This window comes from Sagittula sp. (assembly GCF_052825245.1).
Map to the genome: position 1 here is coordinate 68,222 of NZ_JBRBWD010000016.1, position 18,878 is coordinate 87,099.

20 protein-coding genes, 1 tRNA gene and 1 pseudogene are annotated in these 18,878 nt (G+C 69.4%); 14 read left to right on the top strand and 8 right to left on the bottom strand.

Annotated elements, in window-relative coordinates; genetic code table 11:
- Positions 1 to 25: 25 nt before the first annotated feature.
- On the top strand, positions 26 to 1,582 hold the full coding sequence (locus tag ACU0DV_RS06275) for a sulfotransferase (protein ID WP_446240853.1): 1,557 nt from the start codon (positions 26 to 28) through the stop codon (positions 1,580 to 1,582).
- An 86-nt stretch (positions 1,583 to 1,668) separates the two neighbouring features.
- Entirely contained in the window at positions 1,669 to 2,031 is a 363-nt protein-coding gene (locus ACU0DV_RS06280) for an arginine transporter (protein WP_100929454.1), read from the top strand.
- 229 nt (positions 2,032 to 2,260) lie between these two features.
- Here the strand turns inward: ACU0DV_RS06280 and ACU0DV_RS06285 are convergent, their stop codons facing one another.
- The 3 genes from ACU0DV_RS06285 to hisD form a co-directional block, all read right to left on the bottom strand.
- Entirely contained in the window at positions 2,261 to 2,947 is a 687-nt protein-coding gene (locus ACU0DV_RS06285; protein WP_446240852.1) for an aspartate/glutamate racemase family protein, read from the bottom strand.
- A gap of 82 nt (positions 2,948 to 3,029) precedes the next feature.
- Entirely contained in the window at positions 3,030 to 4,040 is a 1,011-nt protein-coding gene (locus ACU0DV_RS06290; protein WP_446240851.1) for a D-cysteine desulfhydrase, read from the bottom strand.
- A 14-nt stretch (positions 4,041 to 4,054) separates the two neighbouring features.
- Positions 4,055 to 5,338, bottom strand: a complete 1,284-nt coding sequence (gene hisD, locus ACU0DV_RS06295) for a histidinol dehydrogenase (protein WP_446240934.1) — start codon at positions 5,336 to 5,338, stop codon at positions 4,055 to 4,057.
- Positions 5,339 to 5,436: 98 nt separating this feature from the next.
- Here hisD and ACU0DV_RS06300 point away from each other — a divergent pair, with 98 nt between their 5' ends.
- Positions 5,437 to 6,402 carry a LysR family transcriptional regulator gene (locus tag ACU0DV_RS06300; RefSeq protein WP_446240850.1) on the top strand — a complete coding sequence of 322 codons (966 nt, stop codon included), beginning with the start codon at positions 5,437 to 5,439 and terminating at the stop codon, positions 6,400 to 6,402.
- 248 nt (positions 6,403 to 6,650) lie between these two features.
- On the opposite strand, the gene ACU0DV_RS06305 is transcribed toward ACU0DV_RS06300, so the two are convergent.
- On the bottom strand, positions 6,651 to 7,412 hold the full coding sequence (locus ACU0DV_RS06305; RefSeq protein WP_446240849.1) for an alpha/beta fold hydrolase: 762 nt from the start codon (positions 7,410 to 7,412) through the stop codon (positions 6,651 to 6,653).
- Between the two features lie 117 nt (positions 7,413 to 7,529).
- Between ACU0DV_RS06305 and ACU0DV_RS06310 the strand changes: the two genes are divergently transcribed.
- Positions 7,530 to 7,904, top strand: a complete 375-nt coding sequence (locus ACU0DV_RS06310; protein WP_446240848.1) for a hypothetical protein — start codon at positions 7,530 to 7,532, stop codon at positions 7,902 to 7,904.
- Between the two features lie 117 nt (positions 7,905 to 8,021).
- Here ACU0DV_RS06310 and ACU0DV_RS06315 read toward each other — a convergent pair whose 3' ends face one another.
- Both ACU0DV_RS06315 and ACU0DV_RS06320 read right to left on the bottom strand, forming a co-directional pair.
- The gene (locus ACU0DV_RS06315) at positions 8,022 to 8,744 is read right to left on the bottom strand and encodes an NUDIX hydrolase (RefSeq protein ID WP_100929460.1); all 723 of its coding nucleotides are present in this window, start codon (positions 8,742 to 8,744) and stop codon (positions 8,022 to 8,024) included.
- A gap of 18 nt (positions 8,745 to 8,762) precedes the next feature.
- The gene (locus ACU0DV_RS06320; RefSeq protein WP_100929461.1) at positions 8,763 to 9,152 is read right to left on the bottom strand and encodes a DUF983 domain-containing protein; all 390 of its coding nucleotides are present in this window, start codon (positions 9,150 to 9,152) and stop codon (positions 8,763 to 8,765) included.
- Between the two features lie 243 nt (positions 9,153 to 9,395).
- Between ACU0DV_RS06320 and ACU0DV_RS06325 the strand changes: the two genes are divergently transcribed.
- From ACU0DV_RS06325 to ACU0DV_RS06340, 4 genes are all read left to right on the top strand, one after another.
- Complete coding sequence (locus ACU0DV_RS06325) at positions 9,396 to 9,995, top strand: EF-hand domain-containing protein (RefSeq protein ID WP_446240847.1); 600 nt, start codon at positions 9,396 to 9,398, stop codon at positions 9,993 to 9,995.
- Positions 9,996 to 10,087: 92 nt separating this feature from the next.
- Complete coding sequence (locus ACU0DV_RS06330) at positions 10,088 to 10,678, top strand: RNA polymerase sigma factor (RefSeq protein ID WP_100929463.1); 591 nt, start codon at positions 10,088 to 10,090, stop codon at positions 10,676 to 10,678.
- Positions 10,671 to 11,036 (top strand): hypothetical protein, encoded by a 366-nt coding sequence (locus ACU0DV_RS06335; protein WP_254698135.1) that lies wholly within the window; start codon positions 10,671 to 10,673, stop codon positions 11,034 to 11,036. The genes ACU0DV_RS06330 and ACU0DV_RS06335 overlap by 8 nt, the downstream gene beginning before the upstream one ends.
- A gap of 5 nt (positions 11,037 to 11,041) precedes the next feature.
- A complete protein-coding gene (locus tag ACU0DV_RS06340; RefSeq protein WP_446240846.1) occupies positions 11,042 to 11,569 on the top strand; it encodes a periplasmic heavy metal sensor in 528 nt (175 codons plus the stop codon).
- A 90-nt stretch (positions 11,570 to 11,659) separates the two neighbouring features.
- Here ACU0DV_RS06340 and ACU0DV_RS06345 read toward each other — a convergent pair whose 3' ends face one another.
- Positions 11,660 to 13,183, bottom strand: coding sequence for a diguanylate cyclase (locus ACU0DV_RS06345; protein WP_100929466.1), 1,524 nt, complete (start codon positions 13,181 to 13,183; stop codon positions 11,660 to 11,662).
- A gap of 115 nt (positions 13,184 to 13,298) precedes the next feature.
- Between ACU0DV_RS06345 and ACU0DV_RS06350 the strand changes: the two genes are divergently transcribed.
- From ACU0DV_RS06350 to ACU0DV_RS06375, 6 genes are all read left to right on the top strand, one after another.
- Positions 13,299 to 13,583 (top strand): DUF3572 domain-containing protein, encoded by a 285-nt coding sequence (locus ACU0DV_RS06350; protein WP_100930981.1) that lies wholly within the window; start codon positions 13,299 to 13,301, stop codon positions 13,581 to 13,583.
- Complete coding sequence (locus tag ACU0DV_RS06355; RefSeq protein WP_283983526.1) at positions 13,580 to 14,281, top strand: HAD family hydrolase; 702 nt, start codon at positions 13,580 to 13,582, stop codon at positions 14,279 to 14,281. Before ACU0DV_RS06350 ends, ACU0DV_RS06355 begins: the two co-directional genes overlap by 4 nt.
- Positions 14,282 to 14,399: 118 nt before the next feature.
- Positions 14,400 to 15,959 carry a trimethylamine methyltransferase family protein gene (locus ACU0DV_RS06360; protein ID WP_446240845.1) on the top strand — a complete coding sequence of 520 codons (1,560 nt, stop codon included), beginning with the start codon at positions 14,400 to 14,402 and terminating at the stop codon, positions 15,957 to 15,959.
- Between the two features lie 245 nt (positions 15,960 to 16,204).
- Positions 16,205 to 16,807, top strand: coding sequence for a heme NO-binding domain-containing protein (locus ACU0DV_RS06365; RefSeq protein ID WP_100929468.1), 603 nt, complete (start codon positions 16,205 to 16,207; stop codon positions 16,805 to 16,807).
- On the top strand, positions 16,804 to 17,802 hold the full coding sequence (locus ACU0DV_RS06370) for a diguanylate cyclase domain-containing protein (protein WP_446240844.1): 999 nt from the start codon (positions 16,804 to 16,806) through the stop codon (positions 17,800 to 17,802). Before ACU0DV_RS06365 ends, ACU0DV_RS06370 begins: the two co-directional genes overlap by 4 nt.
- A 60-nt stretch (positions 17,803 to 17,862) precedes the next feature.
- Positions 17,863 to 17,937, top strand: a tRNA-Gln gene (locus tag ACU0DV_RS06375).
- A gap of 156 nt (positions 17,938 to 18,093) precedes the next feature.
- Here ACU0DV_RS06375 and ACU0DV_RS06380 read toward each other — a convergent pair.
- Positions 18,094 to 18,737, bottom strand: a pseudogene (locus ACU0DV_RS06380) (integrase core domain-containing protein); the annotation flags it as partial.
- Positions 18,738 to 18,878 lie beyond the last annotated feature (141 nt).

The following is an 18,878-nucleotide window of genomic DNA, read 5'->3' on the forward strand; positions in this document are numbered from 1 at the left end:
TTTAGGCAGGGGGAAAGGAGGCGTCATGCAGCAGTCTTTTCCCATCGCCGGCGATCCGCCGCAGGAGATCCTCGATCAGCTTGTCGCCCTGCACGGCGCGGGGCAGAGCGTCGTGGTCGCGGAGGAGACGGGCAAGCTGTTGCAGGCCTTTCCGGCGTCTTACGTGCTCTGGCAGATCTACGGCGGCGTGCTGCTGGCGCTGGGCCTGTTCGCGGAGGCGGAGAAGGCGCTGGGGCAGGCGGCGGCGCTCAGGCCCGACCTGTCGGAGGCGCTGTCCAACCACTCCGTCGCGCTGCGCGCGGTCGAGCGTATCGACGAGGCGGAGGTGCGGGCGCGGGGCGCGCTGGCGCTTGCGCCCGAGGCGGCGCGGGCCATGGTGGAACTGGCGGCGGTGCTGCTTTACCGCGGCGAGATGGCGGAGGTGCAGGCGCTCTGCGAGCAGGTGCTGCGGCAGGAACCGGACAACGCGGCGGCGATGAACAACCTCGGGGTGGCGTTGCAGGCGCAGGGGCAGGCGAAGGCGGCGCGCACCGCCTTCCGCAAGGCGGTCCGGGCGGCGCCGCGGTTCGCTGAGGCGCACAGGAACCTCGCGGCGGCCAAGACCTGGACGGCGGAGGATGCGCAGATCAGGCAGATGCGGGCGATTGCCGACGACCCGCTGACCCCGCCGCCCGAACGGATGCGGATCTGCGCGGCGCTCTTCACCGCCTATGACCGGCTGGGCAAGGAGGCGCAGGCCTGGCGCTGCCTGTCGGAGGCCAACGCCCTGCGCAAGGCCCGGCAGGGCTACGGGATCGCGCAGGACCGGGCGCTGTTCGCACGGCTGCGCGAGGTCTTCGGCGGCCTCGACCCGCTGGAGGCGGAGGCGGGCGCGGTGGTGCCGGTCTTCATCCTCGGGATGCCCCGGTCGGGGACGACGCTTGCGGAACAGATCGTCTCTGCCCATCCGGAGGTGACGGGCGCGGGCGAGTTGGGCGTGGTAAACGCGCTGGCGCAGCCCTTCCTGTCGGGCGCGGCGGCGCCGGACGCGGCGGCGCTGGCGGCCTTCCGCGAGAGTTACCTGCAGAGCGTGGCCCTGCGGGCGGAGGGGCGGCGCTTCGTCACCGACAAGATGCCCCACAACTTCCGCTACATCGGCCTGATCGCCGCCGCCCTGCCGGAGGCGCGGATCGTCCATGTCACCCGCCGGCCGGAGGCCGTGTGCTGGTCCAACCTCGCGCATTACTTCGTATCGGAGGGCCTGGGCTATGCCAACGATCCGGACGACGTGGCGGCCTACCACGGGCTCTACCGCGACCTGATGGCCTTCTGGGGCGCGCGCTGGCCCGGGCGCATCCGGCGGCTGGACTACGAGGCGCTGGTCAAGGCGCCGGAGGCGGAGACGCGCGCGCTGATCGCGGACCTCGGGCTGGCGTGGGACGCCGCCTGCCTGCGCCCCGACCTGAACCGGCGGGCGGTGCAGACCGCCTCCACCGCGCAGGTGCGACGGCGGGTCTATACCGGCAGTTCCCGGTCGTGGCGGCGCTACGAACCGTACCTCGACGGTGCATTTCACCACCTGCAGGAGATCGCGGATTCTTGAAACCGCGGCGCATCTGACGCATGATAGGCGTCAGAGCAGTCCCGGGAGAGATGGCACAGCCACACCCGGCCGTTAGGACAGGTGGAATGACAAGGATCTTGCTGGGCACGATGCTGTGCCTGACGCTGGCCGCATGTGGCGGCGGCCGGAGCGACAACCGGAACAAGGGCTACAACACCACGGTGGCCCCGGCCTTCGCCGCGGGGCAGGTGGCGCGGGCGTGCATGTCCTCTGGACGCAAGGCCGCCAACGTGCAGCTGTGCGGCTGCGTGCAGGCGGTGGCCGACCGCGATCTCAGGGGCGGCGACCAGAGCATGGCTGCCAGCTTCTTTTCCGACCCGCACCGCGCGCAGGAAATCCGCCAGTCGGACAACCCGCATCACGAAGAATTCTGGAAGCGCTACAAGGTCTTCGCGGAACGGGCAGAGCAGACCTGCACCGGCCTCTGAAGCTGGTCCCGGCCCGGCTTTTGGCCGGGCGGTGGCGTTGGACGGTGCCTGTGCGCGCGGGCCTTCGCGTCGGAGGCTGGCCGCGCTTCGCCTCGGCGTGATGGCCGGGGTGCGGTGGCGAGACCGGGCGTGATAGCCCGCGCCGTGCCGCAGGCTGTCCGAAACCCCGATATATCCGGACATTTGACACCTTCCGCGCGCGCTGCGGGCGCGCGCGGGTCGGCGCGCGTCAGCGCGGCGAAACCTGCTCCGGACGGGGGCGGGCGACCTCCACGATCCGCGTCACGAGGCAGTCGAGGCTGTCCGTCCAGGCCACGTCGTCCGGCAGCAGCCGTGCCGCCAGGGAGAGTTCCGTGCAGGCGATCAGGATGTGGTCGGCGCGCGGCAGAAGCTGCCGTGCGGCCCTTGTCAGCGCCGGGGCGATGTCCGTGGCCGGGGCGCCGCCCTTGACCGCGCGGATCATCTCCAGCACCGGGCCGTCGTCCTCGGGCGCCACGTAGGGCTGGCGCAGGTAGCTGTCGAAGATCCCGGTCAGCCGGGTCGCGGGGGAGGCGAGGATGCCGATCCGGCCCTTGCCCTCCAGCGCCTTCGCGGTCTCCGAGAGCATGTCGAGGAAGGGCAGGGTGCAGGCGGCGCGGATGCCGTCGGCATAGGCATGGGCGGTGTTGCAGGGCATGGCCAGGGCGTCCGCCCCGGCGGCCTGCAGGTCGCGCGCCATGGCCTGCAGTGCGGGCAGGGGCGAGGGGCCGGTGCCTTCGATCAGCGCGGCGATGCGCGAGGGGACGGCGGGGTTCTGGTGGACGATCAGCGGCACATGATCGGCGTCGTCCCGGGCCGGGACCGCGTCGAGCACCTTCTGCATCAGAAGGATCGTCGCCTGCGGCCCCATGCCGCCGAGGATGCCGACCGTCGTCATGCCGGGCGGGGGAAGACTTTTCGACGAAAAGTCTTGGTGCTGGATGATTTTTCGAGAAAAATCATCGGGGCCGCCGGGTGGGTCATGCGCGCGCTGCCTTCTCGAAGCAATGGGTGTAGCCGGTCAGGCCGATGGCGCCGCCGGTGTGCAGGAAGACCACGCGTTCGCCTGCCTTGAAGTGGCCCTTGCGGATCAGGTCGATCAGGCCCGCCGCGCCCTTGGCGGAATAGACCGGGTCGAGCAGGATCCCTTCGGTCTTCGCGAAGATGTCGATGGCCTCCAGCGTGCTTTCGGCGGGCAGTCCGTAGCCGTCGCCGATGTAGTCGCAGTTCGCCACCACGTCCTCGCGGCCGACCACGCCTGCGCAGCCCAGCTTCTCTGCGGTGGCGCAGGCGAGCTTGTAGACGTTGCTTTCCTGCGTGTCCTGCGGGGCGCGCACGCCGATGCCCAGCACCGGGATGCCCGCGTTCAGCGCCTTCAGCCCGGTGACCAGCCCGGCCTGCGTCCCGGCAGAGCCCGTGGCGTGCACGATGTGGTCGACGGCAAGGTGCGCCTCCGTCACCTGCGCGAGGAGTTCGAGCGCGCAGTTCACGTAGCCCAGCGCGCCGGTGGGGTTCGAGCCGCCGCCGGGGATGGTGTAGACCTTTGCGCCGCCGGCGCGGCGGTTTTCGGCCACCTTCTCCATCTCGGCGTTCATGTCGCCGCCCGCCGGGTGGTGTTCGATGCTGGCGCCGTGCAGCACGTCGAGGAGGACGTTGCCGTTGTGGCGGTAGTTCTCGTGGGTGTAGCCGGTGCGGTCCTCCAGCAGGAGGTGGCAGCCGAGGCCCAGCCGGGCCGCAGCAGCCGCCGTCTGGCGGGCGTGGTTCGACTGCGTCGCGCCCTGGGTCATCACCATCTCGGCGCCTTCCTGCACCGCCTCCGCCATCAGGAATTCCAGCTTGCGGGTCTTGTTGCCGCCGGTGGAGAGGCCGGTGCAGTCGTCACGCTTGATCCAGAGTTCCGGCCCGCCCAGCAGCGCCGAGAGCCTTGGCATGGGTTCCAGCGGCGTGGGCAGATGGGCGAGGCGGAGGCGCGGGAAACGGGTGAGGTTCATGGTGCGGTCTTTCGTCAGGCCCGGAGGGCGGTGGTCGGGGGAACGGCGGTCAGGCGCGCCTCGGCCGAGAGCGCGTGGCCGGTCATGCCTTCGGCGCGGGAGATCACGCTGGTGGCACGGGCGAGGGCGGGCAGCGCCGTCTCGGTGGCGCGCTGCCATGTCACCGTCTTGAGGAACTTGTGGACAGAGAGCCCGCCGGTGTAGCGCGCCGCGCCGGAGGTGGGCAGCACGTGGTTCGGGCCGGAGGCCTTGTCGCCGAAGGCCACCGTCGTTTCGGCCCCGAGGAAGAGCGAGCCGTAGGCGGTGAGCCGCCCCTGCCACCAGTCGAGTGCGGTGGTGTGCAGGTGCAGGTGTTCGGGGGCGGTGCGGTCGGCTTCCTCGGCCATCTCCTCGCGGCTGTCGCAGAGGATGATCTCGCCCATGGCGTCCCAGGCGGCGCGGGCCGTGTCGGCGTTGGTGCCGCCGAGGCGGGCGCAGGTGTCCGGCATCAGGTCGCGCACGCGCCGGGCCAGCGGTTCATGATCGGTGATCAGCCAGCAGGGCGAGGTCGGCCCGTGTTCCGCCTGACCGGCGAGGTCGAGCGCCACGAGGCCCGGGTCGGCCGTGGCGTCGGCGAGGATCATCAGGTCGGTGGGGCCTGCGAGGGTGTCGATGCCGGTCGGACCGAAGAGCTGGCGCTTGGCCTCCGCCACGTAGGCGTTGCCCGGCCCGGCGAGGATCGCGGCGGCGGGCGTGCCGAAGAGGCCGAAGGCCATGGCGGCGATGCCCTGCACCCCGCCCAGCGTCAGGATCGTGTCGGCCCCGGCGAGGTTCATGGCGTAGAGCGTGGCGGCGTCGATGCCGTGGGCGTCGCGTGGCGGGGCCACGGCGGTCACATGCGGCACGCCCGCGGCCTTCGCGGTGGCGATGGTCATCAGGGCGGAGGCGATATGCGCATACCGCCCGCCCGGCACGTAGCAGCCCGCCGCCGAGACGGGGATCGAGCGTTGCCCGGCGATCAGGCCGGGGCGCAGCTCGGTCTCGAAGTCGTGGAGCGATGCGCGCTGCGCCTGTGCGAAGGCGGTGATGTTGGCATGGGCGTAGGCCAGCGCCTCCTTCAGCTCGGGCGGCACCCGTGCGGCGGCGGCCTCGATGGCGGCGCGCGGGTTGACGATCGGGCCGGTCCAGCCGTCGAGGCGCCGGGCGTAGTCGCGCGCCGCGTCGTCACCGCCGGTGCGCAGCCGGGCGAGCATGATCCCGACGGTGTCGCGGGTGTCGCGCGTTGCGGCAGGGGGCAGGCCGGGGGCGGATTTGATCATTCGGGGCATCGAAGGGTCCTTGACGGGCGGGATGACAGAATTGTTGATGAAGGTGCATATTCGTGTTTTTCGAATATGCGGATGCTCAGGAGGCGCCGATGCTGACCAAGGGTGTGACCCTGCGCGGGCTCGAGGTGTTCGAGGCGCTGGCCGAGAGCGGATCGGTCGCGCGCACCGCGGAACTGACCGGGCTGAGCCAGCCCGCGGTCAGCCAGCAGATGCGCAACCTCGAGACGGCGCTGGGCGTGGAGCTTGTCGACCATGGCCGCCGGCCGATGATGCTGACGCCCGCGGGCCGGGCCTTCCTCAGCCGGGCGAAGGCGGTCTTGCGAGAGTTGCGGCTGGCGCAGAGCGAGCTGACGGTGATGGATCTCGCGCATCTGGCGGTGCTGAACCTCGGGGTGATCGACGATTTCGACAACGACCTGACGCCGCGGCTGGTGACGATGCTGGCGGAGAGCATGACGCGCTGCCGGTTCAAGCTGATCACCGCGCCGAGCCACGAGATCTCGGAGGAGATCCGCGCCCGCCGCCTGCACCTTGCCATCGCCGCGTCGAGCGGCGAGGTCATGCCCGGCGTGGTCGAATACCCGCTGGTGCGCGATCCCTATATCTTTGTCTGCGCGCGCGGTGCCGTGCAGGCGGCGGGCAGCATCGAGGCGCTGATGGACGGCGCGCCGCTTCTGCGCTACGACCGGGCGCAGGTGGTCGGACGGCAGATCGAGGCGCATCTGGCCCGGCAGAAGCTGACCTTTCCCGAACGCTTCGAGATCGGCGCCCACCTGTCGCTGATGACGCTGGTGGCGCGCGGCGTGGGCTGGGCCCTGACGACCTCGCTCCAGTACATGCGGGCGGGGCGGATGCACGACCGGATGGAGGTGCATCCGCTGCCGTTCAGCCCCTTTGCGCGGACGATCTCGCTTTATGCCGGGTCGGACTGGACCGACGAGGTGCCGCGCGACGTGGCGCGCACCATGCGGATGCTGGTCAGCGACATGGTCATCGGTCCGGCCTGGGCAAAGCTGCCCTGGCTCGAAGGCGATCTGAAGATACTGGACGGCTAGGGACCTGCGCATGGCGTACAGGTTGTCGCACCTGTGCGCCCTGTCCAGAGGGCCGCGCGCTCATTTGCGAACGTCATCCCGCATATTCGGATTTCCCGAATATAGCGTTCTGCGGACAGGGGGTTGCGGGCGTCGCCGATGCTTCGGTGGGCCGCCGGGAAACCGTGCCGCCACCGGGACAGGGGGTCGATGCCTTCCGGTGCCGCCGGAACGACGGTCCCGTGGCGCGGAGATTCTCCGCGCCCGCGTCAGGACACGGCGGAGAGGAAGGCCCGGACGGAGGCCTCGAACCCGCGCGGGTCGTCGGCGTGCAGCCAGTGGCCCGCTTGCGGCATCTTGGCAAAGCGCGCCTTTGGGAACAGGCGGCGGATGGTGTCGCGGTGCTCGGGCAGCACGTAATCCGACTGTCCGCCGGACAGGAACAGCGTCGGGCCGGTGTATTCCCCGTCGATCTCCGGGAAGCCGAGGATCTTCGCCATCTCCGCCTCGAGCGCGTCGAGGTTGTACTTCCATTTCTTCGCCTTCACGTCGAGCGATTGGGTGAAGAAGCTTTGCAGCGCCTTGTCCTCGACGTGTTCCGCCAGCTGCGCCACGGCGTCCGAGCGGCGCTCCACCTGTGCGAGGTCGACCTCGCGCATGGCGTCGATGAACTGCTGCTGGCTGTGGCCGTAGGCGACCGGCGCGATGTCGGCCACGAGGAGCGAGGCGACCTTTTCCGGGTGCATCAGCGCCAGCGTCATCGCCGCCTTCCCGCCCATGGAATGGCCCACCACATGCGCGCGGCCGCCGTGGGCGTCGATCAGTTCGGCCAGGTCGGCGGCGAGGTCGGGGTAGCCGTGGCTGTCCGATTGCGGGCTGTCGCCGTGGTTGCGCATGTCGGGGGTGAGGACGAAGTGTTCCTCGGCCAGCCGCCGGGCGATCACGCCCCAGTTGCGGCCCGATCCGAACAGCCCGTGCACGATCACCAGCGGCGTGCCCTGCGGCGTCCCGTATGTCAGCGTGTTCAACATGCCGCCTAGATAGGACGCGGCCGGGACGAGGGCCAGAGCAATTGTCGACGGACCGGGAACGCTGTGGTCACGGGTCTGCAATTGAGGCGGAAATGCGGCGGCGGGTAGTGTCCGTGCATGCAGGTGGAACGGGACATGGCGCGCCGCGTGGCGCGGGTCGAGCGGCTTCTGGCGCGCAGGATGGGGCTTAAGCGCGGACCGCTGGCCTTGCGGGTGAAGCGTGCCCGCGGTGCCCTGCCTGAGGATGTGCGCCGCGATCTTATGGCTTTGGTGGCGGCGCGGAAGGGCGCGGGACATCCGAAGATCGCCCGCCAGATCGACACGCGCGCCATGGCCGAGGCCGAGCGGCGCGTCACGCGGTTCCTCAACGGCCCGGTGCTGCGGGACCGCCGGATGAGGCGGCGGGTGCGCTGGACGGCGGCGATGGTGCTGAACCTTGCGCTGGTCGCGCTGGGCGCGGCGTGGTTCGCCGTGTGGATGGGGCTGGTCTGAGGCGGGGGCAGCAGGCGCCCCGCGCCGTCCGGATCAGCCGCGCATGGGCGCTCGGGTTGGATCAGTCGCGCATGGGCGCTCCGCTTCCATCAGTCGCGCATGGGCGCTCGGGTTGGATCAGTCGCGCATGGGCGCTCCGCGCAGCCGGAGGAACAGGCTTTCCTCGTCGTCGTTGCGAAAGAACGGCACGGAATCCGGCGGGGTGTCGTCGGTGGCGCGCGCCGCGATCTCGGCCAGCACGACCTCGGTGATGAAGGGCATGTCGTAATCGCGGATCTCGTCCACGGCGATCCACTGCAGGTGCGACAGCTCGTCCGTGGCGTTGGAGAAGTCGTCGGGGTCGGACATCAGCGCCTCTGCGTCCAGCAGGAAGAAGCGCGCGTCGAAGCGGCGCGGGCGTCCCGGCGGGGTGATCGCGCGGAACACGAACTGCAGCCCCTCGGCAGAGGGCCGGTGCCCGGTGCCCGCGAAGCTGAGCCAGTCGGGAGGCACGGCGCCGGGCCAGGGCGCGGGCGTGCCGAGGATCTGGCCGGTTTCTTCCCAGAGCTCGCGCACCGCGGCAGCGGCCAGCGCACGGGACATGCCGGGGGCGGAGTCCTCTTCCAGCCGCGCGGCGCAGAGCGAGGAGAGCGGGCGGGCGAGGTTGATCATCGCGTCGCCCCTGTCCACGGCCCCGCCGGGGAAGACGAACTTGTTGGGCATGAAGGCGGCCTTCGCGCCGCGCTGGCCCATCAGCACCCGGGGCCGGGTCCGGCGGTCGCGCAGCACGATCACGGTGGCCGCGTCGCGCAGGGCGGTCTTGTCGGGGATCTGGTCGGCGGGCGGGGCGGTTGTCGTCATGGCGTCTCCTCCGGGCGGTCAGCCGGGGCGCGCGAAACCGTGCATCCCCCGGGCCCACTGGAAGGCCACGATCGCCCCTTTCAATCGGGGCAGAAGGTAGAGGGAAAGCGCAACGCAGCCAACTGCAAAGATCGTGAAGAGCACGAGCGGATCGGGGCGCCATGCCTCGAACACGATCAGGAGCAGCGGTGCCATGATGTGCCCGACGATGAGGATCGTCAGGTAGGCCGGCCCGTCGTCGGCCCGGTGGTGGTACAGTTCCTGCCGGCAGACCGGGCAGGTGTCGCGCACCTTGAGGTAGCCGGACAGGAGCGGTCCGGAGCCGCATTTCGGACAGCGCCTGCGCCAGCCCCGCCAGAGCGTCGGCCAGATCGGCGTGTCTGCTGTGATGTTGCCTGAGTGCCGCATGAAAACCCGTCCCTCCTCGAGCGCGAAAGATGCGCGCAAGGTACGGCTTATGAAAGGGGGCGAAACGTCCTTGCGGCGGCGTGTCACATTCGGACCGTTTGCGCTCACGCCGGAGTGATGGGGTTCTGCGCGTTTTTCGTGCGGCGGGCCGACGGAAAGCGCGGCCGCGTCCGTGGAACCCTGCAGAGACGCCGGTGAACGGCGCTCGGGACAGGTTCGACAGAAACCATGGAGACTACGACAATGACCAGGACGACTTCGACCCTCTGGATGACCGCGGCGCTTGTGGCGGTGCTGACCACCGCCGGTGCGGCGCAGGCCCGTGACTTCGGGCGCGGCCCGGATGGGGCGCACGGCGGTATGGGTCCGCACGGCTTCTTCCCGGAAGAGATGTTCGCAGCGGCGGATGCCGATGGCGACGGCAAGATCACCGAGGACGAGATGAAGGCCGCCGCCGAGAAGCGCTTTGCCGACGCCGACACCAATGGCGACGGCATGCTGAGTGCCGACGAGATGGTCGCCCGGGCCGAGGCCCAGCGCGAGGCGCGCCGCGTGGAGCGGATGACCGAGCGCAGCCAGGCGATGATCGACCGGCTGGACTATGACGGCGACGGCATGCTGAGCCTCGAGGAGGCGCAGCGCCAGGCCCCGGCGGACATGTTCGACCGGATGCTGGAGCGGCTGGACACCGACGGTGACGGCGCGCTGAGCCAGGAAGAGATCGCGGCGGCGAAGACGAAGATGCGCGAGCGGCATGCCGACCGCGGCCATGGCCCGCGCGGCGAACGTGGCGAACGCGGAGAACCCGGCCAGGGCCGTTTCCCCTGGCGTCACGACCGCTGAGTTGATGAGTGCGCCCCCCGGGCCGGCCTTTTGGCCCGGGGGCATTGCGTGGTGACACGGTTGGGGTTAGCGCAGATGGGTACGGAACCGGGATGCCATATGACGCCATGAGCGACTGTGCCGAGGAGGAGCTTCTCGCGGCCTATGCCGCGGGCGACGCCGCTGCGGCGCGCGCGCTGACGGCGCGTCTGGCGCCCCGTGTGCTGGCCCATGCCTACCGGATGCTGGGCGGCGACCGGGCAGAGGCCGAGGACGTGACGCAGGAGGCGCTTCTGCGCCTGTGGCGCGCCGCGGCCGACTGGCGGTCGGGAGAAGCCAAGGTTTCGACCTGGCTTTACCGGGTGACGGCGAACCTCTGCATCGACCGGATGCGGCGGAAGAGCCGCGCGGGTCCGGCGCTCGACGACATACCGGAGCCCGAGGACGACCGGCCCTCGGCCGTCCAGCACATGCAGCAGGCGGCCCGGGCCGAGGCCCTGCAGGCCGCGCTCGACGAGCTTCCCGAGCGGCAGCGCCAGGCGGTGATCCTGCGGCATATCGAGGGGCTGGGAAATCCCGAGATCGCGCAGATCATGGACATCGGGACACGCGCCGTGGAAAGTCTGACGGCACGGGGAAAACGGACTTTGGAGGCGCTTCTGGCCGGGCGCAGGACAGAACTGGGGTACGACGGCGATGACTGATCCAAGGGACGACACGATGCCGGGGGCCGCGGACGACCTCTCGGTCTTCTTCGAGGCGGCACGGGCCGAAGCGCCGGTGCCCGACGGTGATTTCATGGCGCGGCTGACCGCCGATGCGCTGGCCGAAATGCCGGTTCCCGCGGCGCGCGCGCCGTCGCCGGGGTTCTGGATGCAGGTCCGCAGCGCGCTGGGCGGCTGGGCCGGGATGACCGGGCTGGCTGCGGCCTGCGCGGCGGGCATCTGGATCGGGGTGAACCCGCCCGCGACGCTGGACGCGTACTGGGGGGACAGCACGAACCTCGGGGAAGTGGGTGTCGACCCGCTTTCGGGGTTCGAACTGGCGATGTTGGAGGGATGAGCGGCATGGCCGGATCGCAAGGCAACCGCGTGCTGCGGATCATGCTTTTCCTGTCACTGGCGGCCAACCTCGTGGTCGCCGGTGTGGTGGTGGCCTTCCTGTGGAACGGCCCCCCGCCACCGCCGGGACGGCCCGATGGCGGGGACCCGGCGCTGCCCTACACCCGGGCGCTGGACGAGGATCAGCGCGACGAGGTGCGGCAGGCGCTGCGCGACGCCTTCGTGAACGACCGCAAGGAGGCGCGGAGCGTGCGCCGCGACGTGTTCGCCGATTACCGGCAGGCGCTGGATGTGCTGCGCGCCGAGCCATACGACCCCGCGGCGCTGGAGGCGCTGATGACCGCGCAGGCGGAACGCAGCGCCGGTTTCCGCAAGCGCGGGCAGGAGGTGCTGAGCGCCTATGTCGCGGAGATGAGCCCGGAGGAACGCGGCGCCTATGCCGACCGCCTCGAAGAGACGCTGGCGCGGTTCCAGGAACGGCGCGCGCGGCATTTCGAAGGGCACCGCCGCAATGACGGCCCGCCTCAGGACTAGGAACGGGATGCGCGCGCCGGGGTTTCCGGCGCGTTTTTCTTTCCGGCATTGTCTGAAAGGGTTTTGCCGCTGCGGGCGGTCCGCCTTCGCTCAGAGGTGCGGCAGGCCCCATGGCGGGATCGTCGCCCCGTCTGTGCCGGTGTCCTGGCCGCGCAGCGGTTCGGGGGGCGCGAGCCGCGGGTTCGGCTTCGGCGCGGGCGGCAGGGCCGGGACGACCTTCGGCAACGGCAGCGCGAGGACCGTGTCGGCCATGACCACCGTGTTTCGGCCGCCGTTCTTCGCGGCGTAAAGCGCGGCATCGGCGCTGGAGATCAGGTCTGCCGGTGTCTCTGCGCTGCGCGAGACACCTATGGCCACGCCGATGGACAGCGTGACGGTGATCCGGCGGCCATCGGGCAGGCGGATCGGGTTCTTCGCCATCAGGCTGCACAGCCGTCCGGCGGTCAGGCGGGCCGCCGTGCGGTCGGTGTCGGGCATCGCGACGAGGAATTCCTCCCCACCCCAGCGGGCGATCAGGTCGGCGGCGCGCAGGTTGTCGGTCAGCCGCTGCGCGAGCGTCACCAGCACCGCGTCGCCCGCCGCATGGCCGTAGTCGTCGTTCACCTGCTTGAAGTAGTCGAGATCCGCCAGGAGCAGCGCGTAGGGCCTGCGCGACCGTTCAGCCCGGTCGGCCAGCCGCGAGACGTGGGGCAGGGCGTAGCGCCGGTTGTAGAGCCCGGTCAGCGGGTCGGTGACGGCGGCGCGCAGCCCGTCGCGCATGTTCGCCCGGAGCCTGTCGCCCAGACGTTTGCGGGCGATCTGCTTTTTCAGCCGGATCGCCAGTTCGTCCACTTCCAGCCCGTCGGACATCAGGTCGCTGGCGCCCATGTCGAGGGAGGAGGCCGCCTCCCTCCGCTGATCGGGGAGGGCCACGTAGACCAGCGCGGACCGGCGCGTGCTGCGGTTGGACCGCAGTTGCGGCAGGAGCGACAGCACATCGCCTGCGGAATGCTCCGTCTCCAGCAGGACGACCACGTCGGGGTGGCGCGGGTTCTCGCGCATGGCGTTGTCGGGATCGACCAGTTCGATGTGGTCGTCGGAGCGGCGGCGCAGCGCCTCGATCCGGGCGCGCACGGAATCGCCGGGCCGGTCGGCGATGATCCGCACCTGCCCGGGCGTGGTGAAGTCGGCGGCCTGTTCGGCCAGACCCAGCGCGCGGCGGGTGTCGTCGCGCAACTGCAACTCCGCCTCCGCGTCGCGGGCGCGCAGGAGAGAGCGCAGCCGCGCCAGCATCACGATGTCGTCGATCGGCCGCGACAGCACGTCGTCGGCCCCCGCGGCGAGCGAGGCCAGCCGTTCGTCCGCCTGGCCCGCGGGGTGCACGATGATGACCGGGACGGCGGGACCGGGGCGGGAGGCACACCTGTGCCGGATCGCGGCACAAAGCGTGCGCCCAGACATGTCGGGCAGGTCGGAGGCCGCGATGACGACGTCCGGATCGGCCTTGCGCAGCATCGCAAGGGCCGCCTCGCCGGAGGCGGCCTGCACGACCTCGTAATAGGCCGCAGACAGTTTGACGCGCAGTATGATGCGGTTGGTCGGCACCGCATCGACCACCAGGATCCGGCCTGTCATCTGTGTCCAGCTACCTCGTGTCTCGCACCGTGAGTGATGGCGCATGCTTGAACTTCTCGGCCCCTTCAGATTTGGTGAAATTTGGTTAAGAAACCCTTTCAAGGTGGCGTGGGAATTGAGCTTTACGCAGGAAAGTGCCGAGACGGTCAGTTTGCAGGCAATGGCATGGCTGGCAGGCAACGATGAACTATTGCCGGTGTTTCTGGGCGCTTCGGGTGCGTCTGAGGTGGACTTCCGCAATGGCCTGGGCGACCCGGTCTTTCAGGCCGCGGTGCTCGACTTCGTGATGATGGACGACGCCTGGGTCATGGCGTTCTGCGAATCGGCGGGATTGCCCTACACGGTGGTCGCGCAGGCCCGCGCGGCCCTTCCGGGCGGAGGAGAGTGGCATTGGACCTGAGCGTCGACGCCGTCCTGTTCGACAAGGACGGAACGCTTTTCGATTTCTCTGCGACGTGGGACGTCTTTGCGGCGCGGCTGATCGCGCGGCTGTCCGACGGTGACGCGGCGCGCGCGGCGCGGGCCGCCGACGTGCTGCGGTTCGACCTCGAGGCTGGGCGCTTCCTGCCCGACAGTCCCGCCATCGCAGGCACCAACCGCGAGATCGCGACGCTCCTGGCCTGGGTCCTGCCGCAGGACGCGGCAGAGCTGGAACGGATCATCGTCGAGGAAGCGGGCCGCGCGCCGCTGGTGGAGGCGGTGCCGCTGGTGCCGCTTCTGGCAGAGCTTGCGGCGCGGGGCATGATGCTGGGCGTGATGACCAACGACACGGAATCGGTGGCGCGCGCGCATCTGGCAGAGGTCGGCATCCTCGGGCAGTTCGATTTCGTCGCGGGTGCCGACAGCGGCTGGGGGGCCAAGCCCTCGCCCGATCCGCTGCTGGCCTTCGCCGAGCGTGTGGGCGTCGCGCCTGAACGCGTGGCGATGGTCGGCGACAGCACGCACGACCTTCTGGCCGGGCGCGCCGCGGGCATGGTCTGTGTCGGCGTGCTGACCGGCATGGCCGGGCCGGAGGTGCTTGGCCCCCACGCCGAGGCGGTGCTGCCGGACATCGGCCACCTGCCGGGCTGGCTCGACAGGCGCCCCGGCCGCAGGTGATCACGGCAGGCCGCCCGGCAAAAACGACCACATGAGTCGTCTTTCGGCAGGCAGAGGGCGCGGGTTCGCTGTGTGATGGGGGTGTCGCTGCCCACCGGATCCCAGGGAGAGAGCCATCATGCCGGAAGACTCCGCGCCGAAACGCCGCCGCCACGGAGGCCGGGCCGGGAATTCCCGCCGTGGGGCCGCGGCCGTGGCCCAGGGCCCGTGGCGGATCCCGCGCAATGCCGACCGCCCGACCGAACCGCTCAGCCCGGAATCGGTGATCCGCCTGCACAACGCCACCATGCGCATCCTCGAAGAGATCGGGATCGAGTTCCTGCATCCCGACGCGGTGAAGATCCTCGGCGACGCGGGCTGCACGGTCGACGGAGAGAACGTCCGCATGGGCCGCGACATGGTGATGGAGATGGTCGGCAAGGCGCCCGCCACCTTCACCATGACCCCGCGCAACCCGGCGCGCGCCCTGCCCATCGGCGGCGACGCGATCCTCTTCGGCAACGTCTCGTCGCCGCCCAACTACTGGGATCTGGAACTCGGGCGGAAGGTCTCGGGCACGCGCGAACAGTGCCGCAACCTGCTGAAGCTCACGCAGTACTTCAACTGCATCCACTTCGCCGGCGGCTACCCGGTGGAGCCCTGCGACATCCACCCCTCGGTGCGCCACCTCGACGTGCTGCACGACAAGCTGACGCTCTGCGACAAGGTGGTGCACGCCTATTCGCTGGGGGCGGAGCGGGTGGAGGACGTGATGGAGATGGTGCGCATCGCGGGCGGGCTGAGCCATGAGGCATTCGACGCCAGCCCGCGGATGTACACCAACATCAACTCCACCTCGCCGCTGAAGCACGACTACCCGATGATGGACGGCTGGATGCGCATGGCGCGGCGCGGGCAGGGGCTGATCGTCACGCCCTTCACGCTGGCAGGCGCCATGGCGCCGGTGACGATGGCGGGCGCCGTCGCGCAGTCGCTGGCAGAGGGGCTGGCGGCGGTGGTGCTGGCGCAGGTCATCCGGCCCGGCGTGCCCTGCGTGATCGGCACCTTCACCTCCAACGTCGACATGAAGACCGGCGCCCCCGCATTCGGCACGCCGGAGTACATGCGCGCCACCCAGATGACCGGCCAGATGGCGCGCTACTACGGGCTGCCGTTGCGCTCCTCCGGCGTCTGCGCCGCCAACGTGCCCGACGGGCAGGCGATGTGGGAGACGGAGCATTCGCTCTGGGCGGCGGTCCAGTCCGGAACGCACATGGTCTACCACGCGGCGGGCTGGCTGGAGGGCGGGCTGATCGCCTCGCCCGAGAAGTTCGTCATGGACTGCGAGGTGCTGGGCCAGATCCAGCGCTACATGGAGCCGGAGGTCTGGGACTGCTCCGACGAGTCGCTCGCGCTGGAGACCATCCGCGAGGTCGGCCCGAACGGGCACTTCTTCGGGGTGCAGCACACGCAGGACCGCTACGAGACCGCCTTCTACCAGCCGTTCCTGTCGGACTGGAAAAACTACGAGGCCTGGGAGGCCGCGGGCGCCGTGTGGACGGCGGAACGCGCCCACGCGGTCTTCAAGCGCATCATCGACGAGTTCGAGGCCCCCCCGATGGAAGACGCCGTGGCCGAGGAGCTGGCCGCCTTCGTCGCGAAACGCAAGGAAGAGGGCGGCGCGCCGACCGATTTCTGACGCCATCCCCGCTGCCCCGGGCCGGCCCGGGAGGGCGGCCCCGACACCACGGCGCCCCCGGTCTGACCGGGGCGCGCGACCCGCTCCTTCACCTTGGCTGAAATACCTGTTTCCGCCTCTGCCAGGGTGCACGGATCAGGGGTTTCCGCGGGCCGCCTCCGCTCCGAAACTCGGCACAATTGCAGATGTTATGCGCGTGTTAAGCGTCCTTCCCGCATGGTGCCGCCGAAAACGGAGCAGCGGTCATGCATGGTCTCATCCTGAGAACATTCCAGGTCTTTGTGCAGGACACCTACGGGCAGTCCGCGTGGGAGGCGATCACCGCCCATGCCCAGTTCGAGGCCGGCGATTTCGAGGCGATGCTGAACTATCCGCCGGAAACCTTCGACGCGATCATCGCCGCCACGGAAACCCGGCTGGGCAAGAGCAGCGACCTCTTCCTTGAGGACGTGGGCACCTACCTCGTCTCCCATCCCAACAGCGAGGGGCTGCGCCGCCTGCTGCGTTTCGGCGGGGTCGACTACATCGAGTTCCTGCATTCCCTCGACGACCTGCCGGACCGGGCGCGGCTGGCGGTGGCCGACCTCGTTCTGCCGGATCTCGAACTGCGCGACGTGGGGCAGAACACCTTCCGCCTCGCGGTCGGAGAGGGGCTGCCCGGCTTCGGCTTCGTCATGGTGGGCGTGCTGCGCGCCATGGCCGACGACTACGGCGCGCTTGTGCTCATGGATGCGGAACGCCCGGGCGCAGGCGGGCAGGAGGTGGAGATCACGCTGGTCGAAACCGCCTTCTCCGCAGGCCGCTCCTTCGACCTCGCCGCAGGCGGCACGCAGGGAGGGGCGGCGTGACATCCCTGCCCGAAGAGGTCCTGCACGCGCTCTGCCCGATGCACGCCGTCCTGTCGCCCACGGGGCACATCGTGCAGGCCGGTCCGACGCTCCACAAGCTCAGCCGGCGGCGGCTGGAGAACGCCCGGTTCCTCGAGGTGTTCGAGGTCTACCGACCGCGCGCGGTGACCGACATGGCGGGCCTGCGCGCGGCCCAGGGCCGCAAGCTGCACCTCCGCCTGCGCGACGGTGTGCGCACCGCGCTGAAGGGGCTTGTGGTGGGCACCGGCGACGGCGGCGCGGTGGTCAACCTGTCGTTCGGCATCGCGGTGGTCGACGCGGTGCGCGATTACGCCCTGACCAGCACCGATTTCGCGCCGACCGACCTGGCCATCGAGATGCTGTATCTGGTGGAGGCGAAGTCCGCCGCCATGGACGCCTCGCGCAGCCTCAACACCCGGCTGCAGGGGGCGATGGTCGCCGCGGAGGAGCGCGCCTTCACCGACACGCTGACCGGCCTGCGCAACCGGCGCGCGCTGGACACCGTGCTGGACCGGATCGCGCGGCAGGGGCGGGCCTACGCGCTGATGCACCTCGACCTCGATTTCTTCAAGGCGGTGAACGACACCCACGGTCACGCTGCGGGGGATCACATACTGCGCCACGCGGCGCGGATCATGCTGGAGGAATCGCGCAAGGACGACACGGTGGCGCGGGTCGGCGGCGACGAATTCGTAATCGTCTTCGCCAACCTGACGCGGATGCCGCGCATCGCGGAGATCGCCGGCCGCATGATCGAACGGATCGAACGGCCCATTCCCTGGGGCACGGCAGAGTGCCGAATCTCGGCCAGCATCGGGATCGCGATTTCCGAGGGCGAGGGGCTGCAGCCGTCGGACATCATGGACCGCGCAGACACGGCGCTCTATGCCTCCAAGCGTGCGGGCAGGGCGCAGTTCCGCTTCTACGACACGGACATTGCGGGCCCGCCCGCACCGCTTCGGAAAATGGAGTGATTTTTTCGGGAAGAAGGTCTTGATCCTCCCGAACCGGCGCAGTAAGTAGCGCGCCACGGTTGGGGTGTAGCCAAGTGGTAAGGCAACGGTTTTTGGTACCGCGTACCGTAGGTTCGAATCCTACCACCCCAGCCAAGTCTTCCTGAATATGATGTTTGCCGAAGATTGGAACCTATCCGGTCCAACTTGGCATCTTGCTCGGGCAAGACTGGCATCTGCTGACATTCCGGACGTCTCACCGTCCAGAATCCTTTCGAACTAACAGGCATTTGCGCCCGTGTGACCTCGTCCCTAGGTGTTCAGTCCCGGCATTTGGTGGATCTGGTTTTGGATGAATCTGTCCGGCTCTGAAGTCTAGACCTTGCAGACGTATTCGTAAGGTGTGAGACCGCTGAGCGTCTTGAGCCGGCGAGCGAAATTGCAGGCAGCGATGAAGTCCGGGAGGTGGGTGCAGAGCTGGTCGTGGCTATCGTATTGGAAAAGCCTGACGGTGGCCTCCTTGATCGTTCGGTTCATCCGTTCAACTTGGCCGTTGGTCCAAGGATGGTTGGGCTTCGTGAGGCGATGCTCAATGCCGTTGGCTTCGCAGTCATTTCGAAGCGCATGGGCCTGGAGTAGGCAGTATTTCGGTTTCGGGGCTGCTCTGCGAATTGGATGCCCCTCGCCATTGTCACTCGGACCGATGGCGTTCCGATGGCTCGATCAGTGAGGACGGTGTGGACCTGATAGGGCACCGCTTCGAGCATGTGCTGTACTAACTCCCATGCAGTCTTCCTGTCTGCCTTCTCGACCAACTGGGTTACGGCAAACTTGCTTGTGCGGTCGATGCCGACGAACAGGCAGAGCTTTCCTTCAGCAGTCTGCACCTCGGCAATGTCGATGTGGAAGAAGCCGATAGGATAGCGCTTGAACTTCGACCGCTTCGGCTTGTCGCCCTGACCTGCCACTGAACTTTCATCCAGCCACGACCGGAGCCCGGTTAGTGTTTACGCCGGTTGGCGCAGGTTGAGCAATCGCCCGGCGCGCGGAGCTTTCATCTCGCGCAGCGGGGCGGGCGATTGCGGTGGTCAGGGTCC